The organism is Dyella sp. 2RAB6 (assembly GCF_052115385.1).
In the GTDB taxonomy this organism is placed as follows: domain Bacteria; phylum Pseudomonadota; class Gammaproteobacteria; order Xanthomonadales; family Rhodanobacteraceae; genus Dyella_D.
In genome coordinates, this window is sequence record NZ_JBFRGP010000003.1 from 173,850 (window position 1) to 194,759 (window position 20,910).

Genomic DNA, 20,910 nt, shown 5'->3' on the forward strand with positions numbered 1-20,910 from the left:
GTAGGTTGGGGTGAGCCATAGGCGAACCCCGACCGCACGATGCGTTCGAGGTCGCCGCGTTGGGGTTCGCCTTCGGCTCACCCCAAGCTACGTCAAGGTCTTGCGGCCGCTGCTTGCTGCACCATCCACCCGCTGGCCCGATGCAGCACTTCCACCTGCTTCTTGTCAGGCGTGCCGCAGTCGGCGCCCTGCGCCTTGCACGGCACCAGGGTGACGCTCAGGTGCTGGTCGTCGTCGAGCTGGAAATCCGCAAGCTTCGCGCTCGCCGCGCTCACCGCATTCTCCAGCGCCGTACCGATGAACACGCCGCTGCGGAACACATACAGCTGCATGCTGTCCGGTTGGCAGCTGCGGTCGAAACTCGCGGCGGCTTCGGCGACATAGGTGTCGCCCTTGCGCTGCGCCCGCCCGGTCAGCAGGCGCTGGCCGCCGGTCAGCAGGAAGCGGTCTTCGTCGCCGTGCGGCGATGGCGCGGTGGCGGCGCACTGGCCGACGTTGGCGCTGGTGATGGTCGAGGCATCGTCGTCGTCGTCCTCGAATTCGAGCGGCTGCAGCGGCCGCGGCACGTAGCGCTGCGCCTGCTCCGGCGCGCTAGTCGGCGCGGGCTTGTACAGCCACAGCGCGAGGCCCACAGCGGCAATCACCAGCGCGGCGATCGCCCAGCCGGGGATACGCGCGGCCCGGTGCGGCGTGCGCGCAGCGGGCATCGGCGGCGGCATCGGGTGCGCGGCATCGATGGGCATCGGCGGCGGCAGGTCGCCGGCGCCGGATGGCGACCATGGGAACCACTGCTGGCCGCCGTCATGGCACCACTGGTCGCCGGGCCCGGCATAGCGCGCCAGCGCGGTTTCCGGCAGCGGCCCGCGCACCTGGCCGGCGCGCAGCAGCCAGACCAGCGGCGCGTCGTCGGGCTCGGGCTGCGCTTCCACGCCCATGCCATCGAGCTGCGTGGCCTGGGCCTGCGCGGCGGCCAGGTCCAGCCCGCGGCGGATCAGCAGCGGCGCGTGCTCGAACACGCGCTTGCGGAAATCCGTCCCTTCCATGCCGAACGCCTCGGCCATGCGCGCTTGCGCGTCGGCCGGATCGTGGCCTGGCAGCAGGCGGCCGGTGAGCACGAGGCAGTACTGATCCATATCGGTTCCCACCGGGGGACGCGGGTGCCGCGCCCATCCGCGCAAGGGTAGGCGTGGCGCCCGAGGGCGACAAGCACGAGTGTTGCGGCCCCTTCGGTTCGCCCGGCCGCTATGCCTACAATGGCCGCCTTGAGTGTTCCCCGCCTGGCTTCCCGGATCCCCACGACGTGATTTCCCGAGACCAATTCGACGCGCTGGCCGCCCAGGGCCATACGCGCATCCCGCTGGTGCGCGAGGTGTTTTCCGACCTCGACACGCCGCTGTCGGTGTACCTGAAGCTGGCCGATGGCCCCTACACCTTCCTGTTCGAATCGGTCGAGGGCGGCGCCACCTGGGGACGCTATTCGATCATCGGCCTGCCTGCCCGCCGCGTGTACCGCCTGCGCGGGCACGAGCTGGAAGTGGAAGACAGCGGCGAAGTCACCGAACGCCGCCACCTGGACGACCCGCTGGCCGAGATCGAAAAACTGCGCCTGCAGTACGACGTGCCGCGGCTGCCGCAGCTGCCGGCTTTCAGCGGCGGCCTGGTCGGCTATTTCGGCTTCGAGACCATCGGCTACATCGAGCCGCGCCTGGCGCGCTGGGACCGTGCCGACGAGCTGGGCACGCCGGACGTGCTGCTGATGCTGGCCGAGGAAGTCGCCGTCTTCGACAACCTCAAGGGCCGCCTGTACCTGATCGTGCACGCCGACCCCGCCAGGCCGCATGCCTACGCCGAAGCGCAGCGCCGGCTCGACGCGCTGGTGCATCGCCTGCGCCAGGGCGGCGCCTCGTATCCGCAGCTCACCCAGTCGGTGGCGCTGGACGAGAGCGATTTCAAATCCTCCTTCACCAAGGAGGAGTTCGAGGCGATGGTCGAGCGCGCCAAGGAATACATCCGCGCCGGCGACATCTTCCAGGTGGTGCCGTCGCAGCGCCTCAGCGTGCGCTTCAACGCGCGCCCGGTGGACGTGTACCGCGCGCTGCGCGCACTCAACCCTTCGCCGTACATGTATTTCGTCGATCTGGGCGAGACGCAGATCGTCGGCTCCTCGCCGGAGATCCTGGCGCGCCTGAAGGACGGCAAGGTGGTGGTGCGTCCGCTGGCCGGCACGCGCAAGCGCGGCGCCACCGAAGCCGAGGATCTCGAGCTGGAAGCGGAGCTGCTGGCCGACCCCAAGGAGCGCGCCGAGCACGTGATGCTGATCGACCTGGGCCGCAACGATATCGGCCGCATCAGCGAGACCGGCAGCGTGGAAGTGAGCGAGTCCTTCGCGGTCGAGCGCTACTCGCACGTGATGCATATCGTGTCGCAGGTGCAAGGCCAGGTGCGCCCGGACGTGGGCTATATGGACGTGCTCAAGGCTACGTTCCCGGCCGGTACGCTCAGCGGCGCGCCGAAGATCCGCGCGCTGGAGATCATCCAGGAACTGGAACCGTACAAGCGCAACATCTATGCCGGCGCGATCGGCTGGATCGGCTGGTGGGGCGATGCGGATACCGCCATCGCGATCCGCACCGCGGTGATCCAGGACGGCCGCCTGCACGTGCAGGCCGGCGCCGGCATCGTCTACGACTCCGACCCCACCGCCGAGTGGGAAGAGACCATGAGCAAGGGCCGCGCGCTGTTCCGCGCGGTGGCCCAGGCGGCGAAGGGACTCTGAGGCGCCTATGCACAGGAAACGCCAGGTGGGTGTCTCGATCGCGCGCGCCGGCATCGTCGCGCTGCCGCTGCTGTGCTCGCTCAGCGCCAGCGCGCGCGAGCCGGTGGAAACGCGCTGGGTCGACGAGCCGTACAGCCGCATGAAGGCGATGGCGATGCTGCAATCGCTCAATGCCGACCTGCTCAGCCACCCCAGCGCCACGCTGACCCTGGAGCGCTGGTGCGGCACGCATCACCTGGCGCACGACGCCAAGGTGGTGGCGCGGGTGGTGAAAGGCGCGGACAAGCCGCTGCCGGACGGTGCGCGCGAGCAGCTGGCGATCGGTGCCGACGAACCGGTGCGCTATCGCCAGGTGCAGCTCGTTTGCGGCGGCCTCGTGCTGTCGGAAGCCGACAACTGGTACGTGCCCGCGCGCCTCAGCGAGGCGATGAACCGCGAGCTGGACGAGAGCGACACGCCGTTCGGCAAAGTGGTGCAGGCGCTGCACTTCCGCCGCCAGACGCTGACCGCCGAGCTGCTGTGGTCGCCGCTGCCCGCCGGCTGGGACGCGGGCACGCCGCTGCCGCCGGCCACGCGCCATCCGCTGGATATCCCCGCCCATGTGCTGCAGCACCGCGCCCTGCTGGTGAGCGGCGACAACCACCCTTTCAGCCTGGTGGTGGAGAGCTATACGGCGAACGTGCTGGCGATGCCCTCGGCGCTGCTGGCGCCGACGCCCTAAGAAAGCTTGCCGTAAGAATTTTCGGCAAGAAATCTGTAAAAATGTGATGGCGATCGCAGGGAAGGGCGATCGCCACGGCGCCGCGTGCCGCTCAGGCCCGCTCCCATGGACCGGAATCGATCGACGCCGGGGCCCGCTGCAACCAGACCTCTTCCGGTAGTACCCCGCGACGCGGACGCCATGGTGGTGTCCGGGGGAGCGCGCGGGCGGTAGCAAAGAAACAGGGGAAAACATGAAATTCATCGCCAAGACCGCATGCGTCTCCGCATGCGCGCTGCTGCTGTCGTCGTGCGCGACGATCGTGGGCGGCAAGTACCAGCAGGTCAGCGTCGACACCAAGGCGTCCGACCAGAGCAGCATCGCCGCCCAGTGCACCTTGAGCAACGACCGCGGCACGGTCAGCGTGACCACGCCCGGCACGGCCCGGGTGCGCCGTTCCGACGGCGCGCTGGACGTGAGCTGCCAGAAGGACGGCACGCAGATCGGCCAGCAGACCTATCACGCCAGCACGCGCGGCATGGTGTGGGGCAACCTCCTGTTCGGCGGCCTGATCGGCATCGTGGTCGACTTCACCAACGGCGCGGCGCACCACTATCCCGATCACCTGAGCGTGACCTCGTACAACAAGCACTACGACGCCAACGCCATGAACGGCACGGCCCCCGCCACCATGGGCAGCGGCACGGCCGCCGCCTCGGTACCAGCCGCCGCCAGCGACCTGGCCAGCCTGGACCGCCGCATCCCGCCGGCCACCTTCAACGCCGCCCAGAACCTTGCCTCGGCCAAGCAGTGCGACCGCGCGCTGCGCGTGGTGATGGCGGACGGTGCGCGTTCGGTGCTCGAAGCGAACTGCCCCGGCGCCGAGCCGGTGCAGATCGAGTGCGACGGCGACAAGTGCGTGGCGGTGCATAAGGACTGACGCACATGGCGTAGGTTGGGGTGAGCGCAGCGAACCCCAACGTGCCGGCGACCGTGCAAGGTCCGTTGGGGTTCGCCTTTGGCTCACCCCAACCTACGCCGTTGTTCGTGGGCTAGTGGTGCGGATCCTGCGGCTGATCCAGGCGGACCCACCGCTTCCCATCCACCCGCGCGCAGATCCCGCCATCCGTGCACGGCGCCAGATTCCCCGCCGCGATCGCCGCGTTGATCTTCGACGTCCACGCCGCATTCACCAGCTCGGTGCGCGCGCGCATCACCGTATAAGCCGCCGCGCCGATCACCAGCAGCCCGCCGACGGCGCAGGCGATGAAGGCCTTCCACGCCGTCGCCGTATGCACCCTTCCGGCGGCGCTGATGCGCTGCTGCAGGTCCGCCGCGGCGTTGCGCACGTCCAGCAACGCGCTTTCCAGATGCTTCTCCGCCTGCGCGAACGGCTCACGCAGGCCGTGGCTGAGCGTGGCGCCGGCAGCCTGGCGGAATTCCTCCACCGCGCTGGCCGACACCTGCTGCGCCACCTGGCTGACGTTCTGTGCAGCCATGCGGATGGTCTCTGCCGCCTGGGTGTTCTGCTGCACCACTTTGTCGCCGCGGGTCTCGAAGCTGTCGACCAGCATCGACAGCTTCACCGCCATGGCCTTGATGTCGTCCTCGATCACGTGCGTCTACTCGCGTTCATTGCCTGAGCGTGGGTCCTTGCTGCTGCTGGTGCGGCTGTTGCTGCGTCGCGGGTGCCTCGGGCGCCGCCTGCGGCTGTTGCTGCTGTTGCTGCTGTTGCTGCTGCGTCTGCTGCGTCTGCTGCGTCTGCTGTGTCTGCGCTTGCCGGTTGAGCTGCTGACCCTGCGCGAGCAGTGCCTGGCCCTCGTTCGATTGCGCATAGGCCTGTCCGATCTGCCTGGACGCGGCATCGTTCTGGGTGGACGCGGCGCGGCTCAGCGCTTCGAACTGGTCGTTGGTCGACGGCGCCGCGACCGGCTGCTGCGGTGACGACGGCGCCGGCGTCTGCTGCTGCCCCTGTACCGATTGACCCTGTACCGATTGCCCCTGTACCTGCGGCACCGGGCCGATGGTGACGGGCTGGCGCGGGTAGGCCTTGCTGAGGTCCTCGTTGACCGGCTCCGCGGCGGTGCGGGTACCGACGCCGTTCCAGGCCTTGCTCGGCACCAGCACGGTGTTGTAGCCGGCCGGCGTGTTGCGGTCCACCTGGTTGAAGCGATACAGCAGCATGCCCTGTTCCGAGCGGTGCACCACGTTCATGCCGGGCTCGGTCGGCACCTGTCCCTTCTGCAGGAACGGCTTGTCGCTCACCGTGTTGAGGTAGTCGACCATCAGGTTGTTGCTGCGCACGGCCAGGCCGTCGCGGTGATAGCTGCCGCCGATGTCCGAATGCGCGCCGGCCACGGTGACGCCGAGGAAGCGGCCGTCCTTGCTCTCGCCCGGCGGAATGATGTGGTCGACCTTGAACAGCCCGCGGCGCTCGTCCGCGGCGATGATCTGGAAACCGGAAATCACCGAGGGCGGCGGACGGCGGTCGTACTTCTGCGGCGAGCCGGTGCCGACCGGATCGAACAGGCCTTCGACCTGGGCGACCTTGCCGGCTTCCACCAGCCGGTCCTTGGAGTACTGCGCGTTCTTGATCATGCCGTCGCGCTCGTAGGTGTACTTGGCGCCGCTCGGATCCTCGATGCCGCGCTCTTCCACCAGGCGGGTGAAGCCGGCCGCCTGTTCGGCACCGCGGCTGAAGCCGATGCTGACCACGCTGATCTTCGCCTCGGGGTCCTCGCGCCGCCATTGCTTGGACTGCTCGATGAACTGCTTGTACATCTCCTCGGTGCGGCGCTCGTAGGTATAGCCGCGCATGCCGTCCAAGGTCTTGGTGACGCCATTGTCCTGCGTACCCGGGCCGGCGATGTAGCCGGACACGATGCTGCGGTCGCCGTCGCCGTCGCGGTTGCGGTCCTGGATCTGCGCGTGGATCTTGGCCACGTTGGTGGCGTGTTCCGGATCGTGCAGCACGTCGTTGCCGGTGCCGTCGAACGCCGCCACGAACACGCGCTCGTGCGGGTTGTTGGCGTGGATCAGCACGGGCGCCTCGAACTTGGCCAGCTGGTCGCGCGCGGTGTCGTAGCTCTGCAGGCGTGCCGTGTCGGCGGGGTAGGTGTTCACCCCGTCATTGAGTATTCCGTCGGCGCCGACCTTGTGGGTTTCCTTGGGCATGGTGCAGCTCCTTTAGTAAGTCCTGCTCCAGACCAGGAAAATGTCTTTCCTGAAGTCGCTGTCCTTGTTACCCGGGATCTGTTCCTTCCGGGTGGGAATGAACATCGCCGTGTAGACGTTGATGGTGCGGTCGTCGACTTCCAGGTAGATGTCCGGCGCGCCAGCCACGGGACCGGCATAGAAGTCGGTCATCGCTTCCTTGGGCAGGTTGTGCCAGATCAGTTCGTCCTTGAAGATTTCGGCGATATCGATCTTCGCCTCATGCGCCGTGCCGTCCTTCGAGGTCCAGCGCACCTCGGCCGGGGCGGGGAAGTTGCGGATACCGAGTTCCGCCGAGCCCCAGGCCTCGCGGTAATCGCCGGCCGGCTTGGGCGGAGACGCTTCGCCCTCAGCCTTCTGCACCTGGTAGCGGCCGTTGTACATGACGCTGCAGCCGGTGGCGTCGTAGCAGAACGCCTCGAAGTTGTGGCGCTTGAAGTGGAGCGGGACCTGGCGGGTCAGTGCCGGTGCCGCTGCCGCTGTTCCCTGCGTATCGTCGAGTGACATGGCGAAAACACATCCTGTAGAGAGAGAAACCGTGAGGCCCAGCGCGAGCGAGGCCTGAAGCCGGAAGGCTGAAGTGCGCATGCGGGCAATCCCTTGTCTTCGTGTCGGCCATGCGGATGCCGATGGCCCGGGCCATCTTACCGCGCTGCGCTAGCGTGGCCAGTTTCCACGGGCCAGTCAGCGAAGTACCGCACAGACTCACCCCGTCGCGCGACCGTAACGGTAGGTTGGGGTGAGCCGCAGGCGAACCCCAACATCCAGCCGTGACGCACCGTTGGGGTTCGCCTGCGGCTCACCCCAACCTACGTCGTCAGGGCGAGAGATAGGGCCGGGCGATTTCCAGCGCCGTCCGGTAAGGCTCCGGATCGTTGCGGTTGCTGAGCAGGATCACGCTCAGATGCTGCTGCGGCCAGCGCACGATCACGTTGCGGAAGCCGATGCTCTCGCCGGAATGCCAGCGCACGTCGCCGTGAATGCGCCAGCCGTAGCCATAGGCGTTGACGTCGTCTTCACTCGTGACCTTGTTCTGCGCGGCGAAGGCCAGCGCGCGCGAGGCGTCCTTGAGCAGGCGGCCGTCGTACAGCGCCGCGTCCCAGCGCGCGAGGTCGTCGATGGAGGCATAGATGCCGCCGTCGCCGCGGGTGGCGCTGGTGAGGTCCTGGTCGGTGCGCACCCAGTGGCCGTCCTGCTCGCTGTAGCCGTAGGCGCGATGCGTGGGCTGGGGGCCATCCGGTTCGCGCAGCAGGGTGTGGTCCATATGCAGCGGCTTGAAGATGCGCTGGCGCAGGAACTCCGGCAGGCGCTGGCCGGAGGCGCGTTCGACGACCAGGCCGAGCAGCACGTAGCCGCTGTTGCTGTAGCGGTAGCTGGTGCCCGGCGCGAAGTAGCTGCGCGTTTCGGCCGAGAGCATGCGCAGCACGTCGCCGTCGTTGAGCTGCTTCGTCGTGCCCGGCGGCATCAGGTCTTCGTAGTCGATCAGCCCGGAGCCATGCGAGAGCAGGTGGTGGAGGGTGATGCCCTGGTCGCTGGCCGGCAGCGAAGGCAGCCAGCGACGCACGGAGTCGTCCAGTTTCAGCTTGCCGTCCTCCGCCAGCAGCAGGATCGCCGCGGCCGTGAACTGCTTGCTCATCGACGCCAGCCGGTAGTTGGTGGCGGGCGTGGCGGCCACGCCGTGTTCCAGGTCGGCATAGCCGTAGGCCTTGCGCAGCACCGGCTTGCCGTCCTTCAGCACCAGCAGCGAGGCGCCGGGGACTTTGCCGCTATAGCGCTGCATCGGCGTGCCGGCGTCGTCGGCGAGGGAGCCGCTGGAAAACAACAGCAGCGCGGCGGCGAGCAACACGAAATGGCGCATGGCGGGCCTCGGTCAGCGGATCGGCAGGTCGTAATAAGTGTCGGGCGTGGGTTCCGGTTCGAGCGTGTAGTGCCACCACTCGAACTTGTAGTTGCGGAAGCCGCCGCGGCGCATGGCCTCGCGCAGCAGGTCGCGGTTGGCGCGCTGCGTGGAGCTCGCGTGCGGATTGTCGGTATTGGCCAGCGGGTCGAAGTAGTCGAACGGCGTGCCCATGTCGAGCGGTGCGCAATGTTCGTCGCGGGCATCGCATTGCAGCAGGGTCAGATCCATGGTCGCGCCGCGGCTATGGCCTGAGCGCGGCGCGATGTAGTCGCCGAGCAGCACGCGCTTGTCCAGGTTCGGGTAGTGCGCGGCCTTAGTGCGCTGATCGGCCAGGTCGCCGCCCCAGCGCACGAAGTGGGCCACGGCGCGGGCCGGGCGATAGCAATCCCACAGCAGCAGGCGCTGGTGATTGGCATGCAGCTCGTGCTCGATCTTGGCCAGCGCCTCGGCCGCGGGACGCAGCAGATAGCACTTCGCTGCTTCGTAGCCGTCGACGGGCGTGCCGACGAAGTTGTCACTGCCGGCGTACTTGAGGTCCTCGGCGATCTCCGGCGCCAGGCTGCGGATATCCACCAGGTTCGCCTGCGCCAAGGTGCCGGTGGCCACCGGCGGCTTCGGTGCGGGCGCTGCGCAGCCGCACAGCAGCGCGGCGGCCAGCAGCGCCAGTCGTCTAATTGCAGTCGCGCACGCGCTTGAATGCGAGATCTTCGAAGTCATAGCTGAAATCGGCATCGGGATCGACCTTGCTCATTTGCAGGTTGCCGCGTTTGCTGGTGGGCGCATGCAGCCAGGCTTCGGCGTCGCCGTGCTCCCACTGCACCAGGTAGTCGTTGCCCACGCGCATCACCGGGCCGCGCAGGCGTGGCGATTTGGCGGCTTCGAACGCCACCTGGTCGCCGCGCGGACACAGGCGTGCTTCGCCGAACCAGGGATCGCGCCATACGCCGAGCAGGCCGGCCAGTTCCTTGCGCGTGGCGGGGCGGCGTTTGGAGGTATCCGGGACGCGTGAAGCATGGCGATGGCTTTCCTTCGCGGCGAGTTCGTCCGCGTAAGCGGCAACGCTGCGTGCCTTGTCCGGCGCGGTGAACTGCTTCAGCAGCACTTCGATCAACACGGTGCGCGCATCCTCCGCGTCGCCGTTGATCAGCACCACGAAACCATCGCGCCGGTCCGGCAGCAGGAACAGCGCCGAATACATGCCGGACAGCGTGCCGGTATGCGACACGCTCAGCGCACCGTCGACATCGGCGATACGCCAGCCATAACCGTAGGCGTACAGCCGCGTGCCATCCCAGGCCCGCCGCTGCGCGGAGATCGGCATCGGCGTATATGGCGTCCACAGCTTGTCGCGCTGCGCCTGCGGCAGCCAGGACAGCTGCTGCGGCGTCGGCGCCAGCCATTGGCGCGCCCAGGCCAGCATGTCGTCCAGGCTGCATTGCACGCCGCCGGCGGCTTCCATGGTGGTGGGATGCACCATCGGGTCGGCCGGCGTAAGCGGCAGGAAGCTGTCGCCGTGGCTGGCGTGCGGCACCGCTACGGGCGCCAGCGCATCGCGCCGCCACGTGCCGACCTGGCAGCGCGAAAGACCGAGCGGCTGGAACACTTCACGGCGCAGCAGCGTCTCGTAGGGCGCACCGCCGGCCGCGGCGGCCACTTCGCCGGCGACGACGTAAAGCAGGTTGTCGTACGCATAGCCCGCACGGAAGCTGTAGCGCGGCTTGAGATAAGCCAGCGCGGCGACGATGTCCTGCCGCGTGAACGCGTTCGGCTCCGGCCACAGCATCAGGTCGCCCGCGCCTTCGCCCAGGCCGCTGCGATGGGTGAGCAGGTCGCCGACCTGCAGGTGTTCCGTCACCCACGGGTCGGCCATGCGGAACGACGGAATCCAGCGCTGCACCGGATCGTCCCAGCGCAGCTTGCCTTGCTGCACCAGCCGCGCAAGCAGGGTGGCGGTCATCGCCTTGCTGTTGGAGGCGATCTTGAACAGCGTGTCGGGCGTGACCGGCTGGCCGGAGCCCAGTGCAAGTTCGCCCGCGGTATGCCGATACACGATTTCGCCGTTTTGAATCACGCCCACCGCGATACCGGGCAGGTGATAGCGCGCGACCACGGCGTCGACCAGCGGATCGAAACGTTCTTTCGGCGTCTGCGCATTTGCCGCAGCGGCGGCGAAGGCGAGAGCCGCCATCAGCGCCTTAGCGAGCCGGCGCATCGGCCGTCTGCTCCACCGCCTGCCATACGCGCAGCAGGTTGCCGCCCCACAGCTTGGCGATATCCGCATCGCTGAAACCGGCCTTGCGTAGCGCCTCAGTCACGTTGCGGGTCTGGCTGGCGTCGCGCCAGCCCTCGATGCCGCCGCCACCGTCGAAGTCGGAAGCGATGCCGACATGATCGATGCCGGCCACGTCGACCATATGGCGGACCTGCACCATGTAATCGTCCAGCGTGGGCAGCGGGAATGCCTGGTCGATGCGGCGCATGCCGTCGACATAAGCCGGCAGGAAATCGTGTTTCTCGCTGTCGTACTGCTTGTCGCCGGCCTGCTTGGCCACCTGTGCCTGCAAGGCCTTCTCGGCCAGCTCGCGGCCCGGGTCCAGCTTGAGGAAGCCCTTGTACGCCACCGCCTGCACCACGCCGCCCCTGGCCGCGATCGCGCGCAGCAGGTCATCCGGCAGGTTGCGCGGATGATTCACCAGTGCGTGCGCGCCGGAATGCGAAGCGATGACCGGCGCCTTCGACAGCGCCAGCACGTCGCGCACGCAGGCGTCGGAGCTGTGCGAGACGTCGACCATGATGCCCAGCCGGTTGGCACGCTCCACCACCTGGCGCCCGAAGGCGCTGAGCCCGGCATCGCTCAGCGGCGGATCGCCCAGCTCCGCGGTGGGCATCGAGCTGGTGCACAGGTCGTTGTGGCCGACGTGGGTCAGGCCGATATAGCGCGCGCCCTGGGCGAACACCCAGTCCAGGTTCTTCAGGTCGTGGCCGAGCGAATAGCCGTTCTCGATGCCGATCATCGCCGACAGCACGCCGGCCTTGCGGTTGGCGTGCAGCTGTTCCGGCGTGGTGGCCAGCTTGATGCGTTGCGGATAGCGCTGCACCAGCAGATGGATATCCGCGTACTTACGCTTGGCTTGCGCTACGGCCTTGGCGTAGCCCTTGGCATCCAGCGGTCCCTGTTCGACATAGATCACGAAGAACGCTGCATTGAGCCCGCCGCGTTCCATCTTGCCGAGATCCACCTGCAGTGGCGTGTCCTTGCCGACGTCGAAGCGCGGCTCGTGCATATAAGCCAGCGGGATATCGACGTGGGTGTCGATGGTGACCGGCGGGTCCTGGCCCGCGGCGGCGGGGCCGGTCCACAGCAGCAATGGCGCCAGCGCGCCCAGGTAAGGCCAAAGCTTCATGCGGTTTCCCAATGCCGTGCCGGCTGCTCGCCGGCGACCATGTCTTCGAGACTCTGCCGTCGCCGCACTATGGCATGGCGGCCACGGTCGAGCAGCACCTCGGCGGCCAGCGGGCGCGAGTTGTAGGTGGAAGCCATCGAGGCGCCGTAAGCGCCGGTGCCGCGGATCAGCACCAGTTCGCCCGCATGCAGTTCCGGCAGCTCGCGTTCCACCGCGAAGGTATCGCCGGTTTCGCAGACCGGGCCGACCACGTCGTAGCGATGCCGCGGGCGTACGTCGTCGATCAACGGAACGATATCGTGCCAGGCGTCGTAGAGGCTGGGGCGCAGCAGGTCGTTCATCGCCGCGTCGAGCACCAGGAAGCGGCGGCCTTCGCCGTGCTTGAGGCGGATCACGCGGGTGAGCAGCACGCCGGCTTCGGCGACCAGGTAGCGGCCGGGTTCGAGCAGCAGGCGTCCCGTGAAATCGCCCAGCGCCGCGCGGATCGCCGCCGCGTAGTCCGCCGGCGCGATCGGCTGCTCGCCGTCGCGATAGCGCACGCCCAGGCCGCCGCCCACGTCGATGCTGGCGATGGTGTGGCCAGCAGCTTCGAGCTCACGCCAGAACGCCGCCACGCGCGCGAAGGCGAGGCGGAACGGTTCGATGCCGAGGATCTGCGAACCGATATGCACGTGCAGGCCGTCCAGGCGCACGTTCGGGCGGCGCGCCGCGTCCGCGAACCAGCGGCGCGCCTCGTCGATGCTGACGCCGAACTTGTTCTGCGCCTTGCCGGTGGAGATCTTGGCGTGGGTTTGCGCGTCGACGTCGGGATTGATGCGTACCGCCGCGTGCGCGCGGACCTGCAGCTCGGCGGCCATCTGCTGCAGCAGGTCCAGCTCGTCCGCCGATTCGAGGTTGAAGCGCTGGATGCCGGCGGCCAGCGCTTCGGCGATCTCCGCCGCGGTCTTGCCGACGCCGGAGAACACGATGTGCTGTGCGGGAATGCCCGCATGCAAGGCGCGCCACAGCTCGCCGGAAGAGACGATATCCGCACCCACACGAGCCTCGGCCATCAGCTGCAGGATGGCGAGATTGCTGTTGGCCTTGACGGCGTAGCACAGCATGGCGTCCATGCCTTGCAACGCCTGTTGCAGGCCGGCGATGCGTGCGCGGATGGCGTTGGCGGAGTAGGCGTGGAAGGGCGTGGGGATGCGTTCGGCCAGGCGGCGCAGGTCGACGCCGTCGAAGATGGCGTCGGGCTGTGCTGCGTTATCGGCCGTAAGTTGTGCGTTGTGCTGCATGAATGCCTCAACGTAAAGCCCCTCTCCCATCGGGAGAGGGGTTGGGGTGAGGGTACGGGCGGAGTGGTGCGCATCACTTCGGCCGAACCCTCATCCGGCTGCCGCCACCTTCCTCGCTCCTCCACGCGAAGAGGGCACAGGGATGTGCCCGGCTTTGATGAGCGAGGAGAGCCGCGCACATCCCTGTGCGCTCCCCGCGTGCTCCCGGCGGGAGAAGGATTCCAGTTCCGGAGGTTGTGCAAATAAAAAAAGCGGCCCGAAATCACGCGGACCGCCTTGGGGAGTACCGGTGCTCAGAAATCCAGCGACACGGTCAGCTGGGCGAAACGCGGATCCTGGAAGCGCAGCGCCTGGCGGAAGGTCGAATTGGTGCCATCGCTGATCGAGGTCTGCAGGTCCTGGTCCACCGCCACCGTGCGCTGCTGGTTGAGCAGGTTGTAGACGGCGAACTTCACGCGCAGCTGGCCGCTGTCGCCCAGCGGGCGCAGGTAGGTCACGCTGGCGCCGAGGTTGTAGGTCCACGGCATGGTGCCGTACTTGCCGCGCGGGGAGCGCTGGTAGACGCGGTCTTCCGAGCGGTCGGACGAGCAGTTCGCCACGCAGACGTAGTAGCTGTGGTAGTTGGTCGCGTCGAACGGATTGCCCACGCCGAAGCCGGTGATCGGGCCGCCGGACAGCACGGTGAGGTCGCCGCCGAACTGCCAGTGCGGGGTCAGCGCATAGGTGCCGCGCAGCTTCAGCTGGTGGCGATGGTCGTTCGGCAGATAGCCGTTGCCGCCGAAGTTCACCCACGGGTTGTCGAAGTTCTCGGTGCGGCCGGTGTCGTCGAAGTTGGTGTCCGAGTTGACCGGGCCTTCCGCATTGCCGCGGTTCCACGACAGCACGTAGGAGGCGTTCAGGGCCCACTGGTTGTCCCAGGCGCGGTCGAGCTGGAACTCCACCGAGGTGAAGGTGCGCTTGGGCTTCACCCAGCCGCGCTGGCCCAGATACTTGCCGTCGGCGTCGTACATCGCCCAGCCTTCCTTGGCGGTGTCCACGGTGACCCAGCCGTCGGCGACGCCGTCGCAGTTGGTGTCGCCCCACACGGTGTTCTTCTTGCCCGGGTTGCCCATCACCCAGCCGATATAGCCGTTGGCGCCGCATTTGCCGGTGGCGCTGATCTCCATGTCGTCGATCGCGTTGTGCAGGCGGCGATAGGTGGCGCTCACGCCCCACGACCAGCTCTTGTCCAGCATCTGCTGGAAGCCGAGGATGGCCTCGTCCTGGAACACCTGGTCCATGTCGTGGTTCACCTGCGAGCGCAGGTCGCCGACCTTGCCGTCGCCCTGCGAGGTATCCACCCCGCCGAGCTGCGGCCCGAGCACCGGCAGCGCGTACTTGTTGCCGTTGCGGTCGACGATCTGCCAGCCGCTGAAGGCGTAGTAGGTACGCTCGTCGAGCAGGCCGCCGGCCTGCTTGATATTGATCACGTTGGCCACCGGCAGAAAGTAGCGGCCGAGGTTGCCGAACAGCTTGGTGGTGCCGTCGCCCTTGATGTCCCAGGAGAAGCCGAAGCGTGGCGCCAGCATGTTCTTCATCTTGATGTAGCTGCTGCCGTTGGCGGCCTTGTTGTCGAAGCCGTCGTTGCGCAGGCCCACGTTCAACAGGAAGGTGGGCGTGATCTGCCAGTTGTCCTCGAGGTAGTACGCCGAGTTGGTGGTCTCGAAGGTGCCGGCGATCTCGTAGCGGCGGGCGCGCACGTAGGCGGTATAGCCGGCCGGCAGCACGCCGCCGGTGTTGTTGATGGTCGAGCCCGGGGTGGCGTAATAGATGTTGTAGTAGAACGCGCCGGGGCCGGTGTAGTGGCGCTGGTAGATCGAGGTGTCCTTCTCGTGGTCGTAGCCGAAGCGCACCAGGTGGTCGCCGAGCTTCCACTCGAAATCGGCGCGCGCCTCCTTGCGGGTGTCGTCGCGCTTCTCCACCGTGGAGTTGGTGGTGCAGCCCAGCGGCACGCCGCCCGGGACGGGCACGGCATTGGTGACCTTGGTTTCCGCCGCCACGCGGTTGCATTCGATATCGCTTTGCGAACGGGTGAACGCGTTGCGCTTGTTGCTGCCGTACAGCAGCTTCATCGACAGATCGTCGGTGAGGTAGTTGGTGTAGCTCAGCGCCCAGTTCTTGCCGCCGGAGTCGGTATAGATCTCGTTGGTCTTGGCGCCGAGCGTGCGCGTGTCGAACGTGTAGTCGTAGACGTCGCCGGTGTTCTTGTTCTTGTCGGAGAAGGCCATCAACGACAACAGATTGTTGTCGTTGATGTGCCAGTCGATGGTGGTGCCCCAGAAGCCGTTATGGGCGCCGTTGCTGGTGAAGGTGGTGCCGTCGTCGCTGGTATTGCGCGGCGAGCTGCCGCGCGCCTCGTACATGGCGAAGAAGAACAGCTTGTCCTTCACGATCGGGCCGGAGGCGTAGACATTGGTCTTCATCAGCGAGTCGCGGTCCTCGCTGGAGGCGAGGTAGCGGTTGCCGTTGGCGTCGTAGCGGTTCTTCGGCTTGTCGTGCCAGGCGCCGGGCTCCATGGTCAGCTCGGTGCCCCACTTGAACTGGTTGGTGCCCGAGCGCGCCACGGCATTGATCACGCCGCCGGTGGTGCGGCCGAACTCCACCGAGTAGCCGCCGGTCTTGACCTGGAACTCCTGGTAGAACGCGAACGGCGCTTCCGAATAGCCGTTGCGGTTGTAGAAGTCGGTGACGTTGAGGCCGTTGACGTAGATCGCGTTCTCCGCGATCGACGAGCCGCCGAAACTGATGCCGCCGAAGCTGGAGTTGCCTTTGTTGACGCCCGGGGCGAGCAGGGCGACCGAGGCGATGTTCTGGTCCACCGGCAGGCGGCGCAGATCCTCGCGGCTGATATTGACCGCCGATTCGGTCGAGCTGACGTCCACCGCGGTGATCACGCTGGTGGCGCTGACGCTGACGCCCTCCAGTTCCTTCACGCCCAGGTTCACCGTGGTGGCATTGCCCAGGGTCACGGTCACGTCGGCCGGCTGGGTGGTGAGGTTGCCGTCCTTGCGGCTTTCCAGCACGTACTTGCCCACCGGCAGGAACGGAATGCGGTAATTGCCTTTCTCGTCCGCGGTGGTGGTGCGCGACAGGCCGGTGGCCGGGTCGCGCACGGTCACGACCGCGCCAGGCTGCGTGCGGCCGACGATGGTGCCGTCGTTGTTGGCGGCGTGCGCCTGCCAGGCCGGCAGCCCGAAGGCCAGGCCCAGACCCAGACAAAGCGCGGTCTTGCGCAGATACCGACTGCTCATCTCCCCCATCTCCCCGTCTCCCAACGTGATGTCGATGCGTTAGCGAAAAGAACTCAGGCGCCGCCGGCACGCCCCCGCGCGTCCGGCAGCAGCTGCCACTGGAAGTGGTAGTCCCACTGCTTGAAGTACAGATTGCCGCCCTTCCACTCGACCTCGCCGCGTTGCGAGTCGACGTTGTCGGAGCGGAACTGCTGCTTCGGCGGCGCGAACGGCTGGCCGAAATCGCGGTTGAAGGCGATGCGCCAGGCGTCCAGGCCGCCGAGGTAGAACCATTGCAGCGCTGCGTCGGCCGGCGTGCCCGGGTGCAACTGGCCGGTGGTCACGTCCATCGGCACCCAGCCGTAGGGCGCGAGATAGACCTGGCCCCAGTCGTGGATGTTGTCGTAGCCGTTCTGCGCGAACACCATGCCGGACTGCCAGCGCGCGGGAATGCCGTTGAGGCGCAGCAGGGTGATCAGCAGCAGCGTCTGCTGCCCGCAGTCGCCGTGGCCGGCATGCAGGGTGTAGTCGCTGATATTGCTGATGGTCGAATACTCGCGCGCGCCGGCCCAGGGAATGCGGTCCACCGCGGCGAAGAGTTTCTGCACGATGCGGTAAGGGTTCTTCTCGTCGCCCACCACGTCCTTGGAGAACTTGCGCAGGTCGTCGGTGAACACGACATGCGGAGCACGCTCGGCCACGTAGGGCGCCAGCTCCGGCGTGATCTGCGCGGCGGTGACTTTGTCCGGATCGATCTCGCGGTATTGCGCGGACAAGGTCACTTCATACGTCACCGAAAACACGGTCTTCTCGCCGGTCTTGGCCGGCTGCTCCAGGTACACCGTGCGCATCGGTGCGGTGGTCGGTGCGATCTCATGCCTGGCCGGCGCGCTGGCGACGTAGCGGATGTCGTCCTGCTGGCCGGGCAGCTCCTGCGGATAGGGAATCCACGCGCGCACCGTTTCGCCTGCCGGTACCGCATTCGCATCGACCGTGACGGTCTGCGTCATGCGCACGCGGTGCGGCAGCACGCTGGTCCGGTGTTCGGCCAGGGCGGCGGCGCGCACCTGGCGGTGGTAGTCGTTGAGCGACTCCATCGGGCCGTCGGTGAGTGGCGTCTTGTCCTGGCGGCGCTCGCGCGCTTCGGCGCTCAACCGGAACAGGTTGCTGGGCGAACGCTTGAAGTACAGCGTGCGGCCGTCGATGGTCTGGTGCTCGAACAGGCCGGCGGCGTCCCAGTGCGCGAATTCGGCGTCGCCGAGATCGGGAATCTGCTTGCGCACGCGCGCCTTCACCGCGTCGGCGTCGAGGGTGAAGTCGAGCAGGATGCGGCGCATGCGCTCGCGCTGGAACAGCCAGTCCTGGCGCGCCTGCGCGGACAGGCCGGGCTGGGCGAGGGCTTGCGCGATCGCGGCGTCGGCCTGCTTGAAATGGCCGGCGTCGATCTGCGCGATGGTGTCATTCAGGCCGGCGGGTGCGTCGGTTGTGGTCGCGAAAGCGCTGAGGCTTGCGCCGTACAACGCCAGCGCGAAAACGCTGCGGCGCAGCGCGCGCACGGCGCTGGATCTCGATGGCGAGCCTGCCGTTTTCAACACACGCACTCCCCCGCAAGAAGTTGTTGAAAACGCTGTGTAGCATGCTTGCAATCCCTGGTCAATAATTTATGCTTCAATACGAATTGACAGGAATTAGCTATTCCACACCTGCCAAATCGCCGGTGCGTGCCGCCCGGCAGTCACTTACGAAGGGGGTTCGATGATCCAGACGGTCTGGCCTTACCTGGCGCTGATGCTGTTGGCGGCCGGGGCCTTCCCGGCGCTGGAAAGGCAGTTCGGCTGGCGCATCTTCAACGTGCTGCCGCCCATCGTGCTGACCTATCTGCTGGTGACCGCGCTGGCCGTATCCGGCCTGTGGAAAAACACCACGGAGATCCAGGCGGCGCAGGGCATGCTGGTGGAGCGGATGGTGCCGGCGCTGGTGTTCCTGCTGATGATCAACTGCGACCTGCGCGCGATCTTCGCGCTGGGGCCGCGCGTGCTGGCGGTGTTCGCCTGCACCTCGGTCAGCCTGTTCACCGCCTTCGTGGTCACCTACCTGATGTTCCGCCACTGGTTGCCGGGCGATGCCTGGCATCCGCTGGCCGCGCTCAGCGGCAGCTGGATGGGCGGCACCGCGAACATGATCGCGGTGAAGCAGGCGATCGGCATGTCCGACACGCACCTGGCCATGAGCCTGCTCACCGACGCGCTGTGCTACTCGATGTGGGTGGTGGTGCTGTTCTCGGTGGCGCGCCTGGCGCCGGCCTTCAACCGCTGGACCGGTGCCACCTCCAGCGCCGAACTGGTGGTGGCCGAGACGCGCGTGGACAGCCCGCCGAGCACCGACAGCGTGCTGCTGTGGCTGGGCCTGGCGCTGCTGGTCGCCGCCGGCTCCGCCTGGCTGGGCGATCGCCTGCCGGCGTCCGGCATGGTCAGCCCGATGACCTGGACCATCCTGCTCGCCACCGGCTTCGGCCTGGTCGCCGCGCATACGCCGCTGGCGCGGCTGCCGGGCGCGGGCAAGATCTCCGGCACGCTGCTGGTGGCGGTGGTGGCGGTGCTCGCTTCGCAAAGCAATTTCGAGGGCCTGGGCCGCGCGCCGCTGTACCTGTTGTGCGGCGTCTGCATCATCGCGATCCAGGCCGTGCTGCTGGCGCTGTTCGCCAAACTATTCCGCTTCGACCTGTACCTGTGCGGCATTTCTTCGCTGGCGCATATCGGCGGCGTCGCCGCCACGCCGGTGCTGGCGGCGACGTATGCGCGGCCGCTGGTGCCAGTGGGCGTCCTGCTGGCCCTGCTCGGCTATATCCTCGGTACCGGTTTCGGGCTGCTGGTGGCCCAGGTGTTGTCGATGCTGTCGTCATGAGCGGCGACTGCTCCCGATGAGGAAACACATGATGAGGAAACCCGCCATGCGCCATCCGCTTGCCGCCGCCTGCCTGGTCCTGCTGCTGCCGCTGGGCGCCGCGCTGCATGCGCGCGAGATGCCGGTGCCGCCCTCCGGCGTGATCGGCGTCGGTGCGGAGCAGCTCGATCCCGCGTTCTGGGTGCGCCAGGCGCCGGCACCCGATGCCGTGGTGCTGGACTCCGCGACGATTGCCGCGCGCAATGCGAAGCTGCTGCAGGTCGATCCGAGCATGCACGACCTGCAGGCGCTGCCCGCCACGCTGGGGCGCGCGCAGGTGCTGAAGTGGATCCAGGATCTTTCCAGGCGTCCATCGCGTGAGCTTTACGACGAAGCCGGCCAGCTCGTGCCTGCCGCCACGCTCGACGCGCTGCTGCCGTCGCTGGCCCTGGACCAGCTGCCGGCGACGCAGAAGACCCGTTACGGCCTGGTGGTGAAGCGTGCCGCGCTGCGCTCCTTCCCCACCGCGCTGCGCGTGTTCAGCCACCGGGGCGATACCGATATCGACCGCTTCCAGGAAACCGCCGAGTTTCCCGGCATGCCGGTGGCGATCGCGCACACCAGCCAGGACGGCCGCTGGCTGTTCGTGGTGAGCCCGCGCTATGCCGCATGGGTCGAGCGCGACGCCGTGGCGGAAGGCAGCCGCGAACAGGTGCTGGCCTATGCCGACAAGACGCCGTATCGCGTCATCACCGGTGCGACGGAGCACACCGTCCATACCCGCGAGCAACCGGGCGTTTCGCAACTGCAACTGGATATGGGCACGCGGGTGCCGCTGGCGCAGGGGTTGGCGGCGGATCAGCCGGTCAATGGCCAGCATCCCTATAGCTCGTACACGCTGGAACTGCCGATCCGCCAGGCCGACGGCGCGCTCGCCTTCAGCCCCGCGCTGCTGCAGAAGAACACCGACAGTTCCGCAGATTATCTGCCGCTGACCCGGGCCAACCTGATCCGCCAGGCCTTCAAGTTCCTGGGCGAGCGCTACGGCTGGGGCCATGCCTACGACGCGCGCGACTGCAGCGGCTTCGTCTCCGACGTCTACCGCAGCCTGGGCGTGCAGATGCCGCGCAATACCAGCGCGCAGGCGGTCAGCCCGGGGCTGGAGCACACGCTGTTTACCGACAAGGACAGCCGCGCCACGCGCGAGAAGGCGATCGACCAGTTGCAGATCGGCGACCTGATCTATATCCCCGGCCACGTCATGATGATGCTCGGCCGCATCGACGGCGAGCCCTATGTGATCCACGACACCAACGGCCTGAGCTATCGCGACGGCGGCGTGCTGCGGCGGGTCAAGCTCAACGAAGTTTCGGTGACGCCGCTGCGCCCGCTGATGTTCAACGACACGCAGCGCTATATCGACCGGATGACCAGCATCGTGCGCATCCGTTGAACCACCTTACGACCCGATTCCACGACAGACGG

The 20,910-nt window shown here is 67.4% G+C and carries 16 protein-coding genes; 5 read left to right on the forward strand and 11 right to left on the reverse strand.

The window, feature by feature from the left end:
* Nucleotides 1-92 precede the first annotated feature (92 nt).
* Nucleotides 93-1,133, reverse strand: a complete 1,041-nt coding sequence (locus tag AB4083_RS06650; protein WP_441606986.1) for a hypothetical protein — start codon at nt 1,131-1,133, stop codon at nt 93-95.
* A 167-nt stretch (nt 1,134-1,300) separates the two neighbouring features.
* Here AB4083_RS06650 and trpE point away from each other — a divergent pair, with 167 nt between their 5' ends.
* From trpE to AB4083_RS06665, 3 genes are all read left to right on the forward strand, one after another.
* Nucleotides 1,301-2,776, forward strand: coding sequence for an anthranilate synthase component I (gene trpE / locus AB4083_RS06655; protein ID WP_441606987.1), 1,476 nt, complete (start codon nt 1,301-1,303; stop codon nt 2,774-2,776).
* A gap of 7 nt (nt 2,777-2,783) precedes the next feature.
* The gene (locus AB4083_RS06660; protein ID WP_441606988.1) at nt 2,784-3,497 is read left to right on the forward strand and encodes a hypothetical protein; all 714 of its coding nucleotides are present in this window, start codon (nt 2,784-2,786) and stop codon (nt 3,495-3,497) included.
* Nucleotides 3,498-3,729: 232 nt separating this feature from the next.
* Nucleotides 3,730-4,416 carry a hypothetical protein gene (locus AB4083_RS06665; protein ID WP_441606989.1) on the forward strand — a complete coding sequence of 229 codons (687 nt, stop codon included), beginning with the start codon at nt 3,730-3,732 and terminating at the stop codon, nt 4,414-4,416.
* 112 nt (nt 4,417-4,528) lie between these two features.
* Here the strand turns inward: AB4083_RS06665 and AB4083_RS06670 are convergent, their stop codons facing one another.
* The 10 genes from AB4083_RS06670 to AB4083_RS06715 all read right to left on the reverse strand — a co-directional run bounded on the left by AB4083_RS06670 (nt 4,529) and on the right by AB4083_RS06715 (nt 18,134).
* A complete protein-coding gene (locus AB4083_RS06670) occupies nt 4,529-5,092 on the reverse strand; it encodes a hypothetical protein (RefSeq protein WP_441606990.1) in 564 nt (187 codons plus the stop codon).
* A gap of 16 nt (nt 5,093-5,108) precedes the next feature.
* The gene (locus tag AB4083_RS06675; RefSeq protein ID WP_441606991.1) at nt 5,109-6,650 is read right to left on the reverse strand and encodes a phospholipase effector Tle1 domain-containing protein; all 1,542 of its coding nucleotides are present in this window, start codon (nt 6,648-6,650) and stop codon (nt 5,109-5,111) included.
* A 12-nt stretch (nt 6,651-6,662) separates the two neighbouring features.
* Nucleotides 6,663-7,196, reverse strand: a complete 534-nt coding sequence (locus AB4083_RS06680) for a hypothetical protein (RefSeq protein WP_441606992.1) — start codon at nt 7,194-7,196, stop codon at nt 6,663-6,665.
* 310 nt (nt 7,197-7,506) lie between these two features.
* Nucleotides 7,507-8,547 (reverse strand): serine hydrolase domain-containing protein, encoded by a 1,041-nt coding sequence (locus tag AB4083_RS06685; protein WP_441606993.1) that lies wholly within the window; start codon nt 8,545-8,547, stop codon nt 7,507-7,509.
* 12 nt (nt 8,548-8,559) lie between these two features.
* A complete protein-coding gene (locus tag AB4083_RS06690) occupies nt 8,560-9,306 on the reverse strand; it encodes a M15 family metallopeptidase (protein ID WP_441606994.1) in 747 nt (248 codons plus the stop codon).
* Nucleotides 9,260-10,801, reverse strand: coding sequence for a serine hydrolase domain-containing protein (locus AB4083_RS06695; RefSeq protein WP_441606995.1), 1,542 nt, complete (start codon nt 10,799-10,801; stop codon nt 9,260-9,262). Before AB4083_RS06695 ends, AB4083_RS06690 begins: the two co-directional genes overlap by 47 nt.
* A complete protein-coding gene (locus tag AB4083_RS06700) occupies nt 10,785-11,993 on the reverse strand; it encodes a dipeptidase (RefSeq protein WP_441606996.1) in 1,209 nt (402 codons plus the stop codon). The genes AB4083_RS06695 and AB4083_RS06700 overlap by 17 nt, the downstream gene beginning before the upstream one ends.
* Nucleotides 11,990-13,273, reverse strand: coding sequence for a diaminopimelate decarboxylase (gene lysA / locus AB4083_RS06705; protein WP_441606997.1), 1,284 nt, complete (start codon nt 13,271-13,273; stop codon nt 11,990-11,992). Before lysA ends, AB4083_RS06700 begins: the two co-directional genes overlap by 4 nt.
* Nucleotides 13,274-13,566: 293 nt before the next feature.
* Nucleotides 13,567-16,563: a TonB-dependent receptor gene (locus AB4083_RS06710; RefSeq protein ID WP_441606998.1), complete on the reverse strand. Its 2,997-nt coding sequence runs from the start codon at nt 16,561-16,563 to the stop codon at nt 13,567-13,569.
* A 53-nt stretch (nt 16,564-16,616) separates the two neighbouring features.
* Nucleotides 16,617-18,134 (reverse strand): transglutaminase-like domain-containing protein, encoded by a 1,518-nt coding sequence (locus AB4083_RS06715; RefSeq protein ID WP_441606999.1) that lies wholly within the window; start codon nt 18,132-18,134, stop codon nt 16,617-16,619.
* Between the two features lie 163 nt (nt 18,135-18,297).
* Here AB4083_RS06715 and AB4083_RS06720 point away from each other — a divergent pair, with 163 nt between their 5' ends.
* On the forward strand, nt 18,298-19,446 hold the full coding sequence (locus tag AB4083_RS06720; protein WP_441607000.1) for a DUF819 family protein: 1,149 nt from the start codon (nt 18,298-18,300) through the stop codon (nt 19,444-19,446).
* Nucleotides 19,447-19,492: 46 nt separating this feature from the next.
* Entirely contained in the window at nt 19,493-20,878 is a 1,386-nt protein-coding gene (locus tag AB4083_RS06725; RefSeq protein ID WP_441607001.1) for a C40 family peptidase, read from the forward strand.
* The last annotated feature ends 32 nt before the right edge of the window (nt 20,879-20,910 follow it).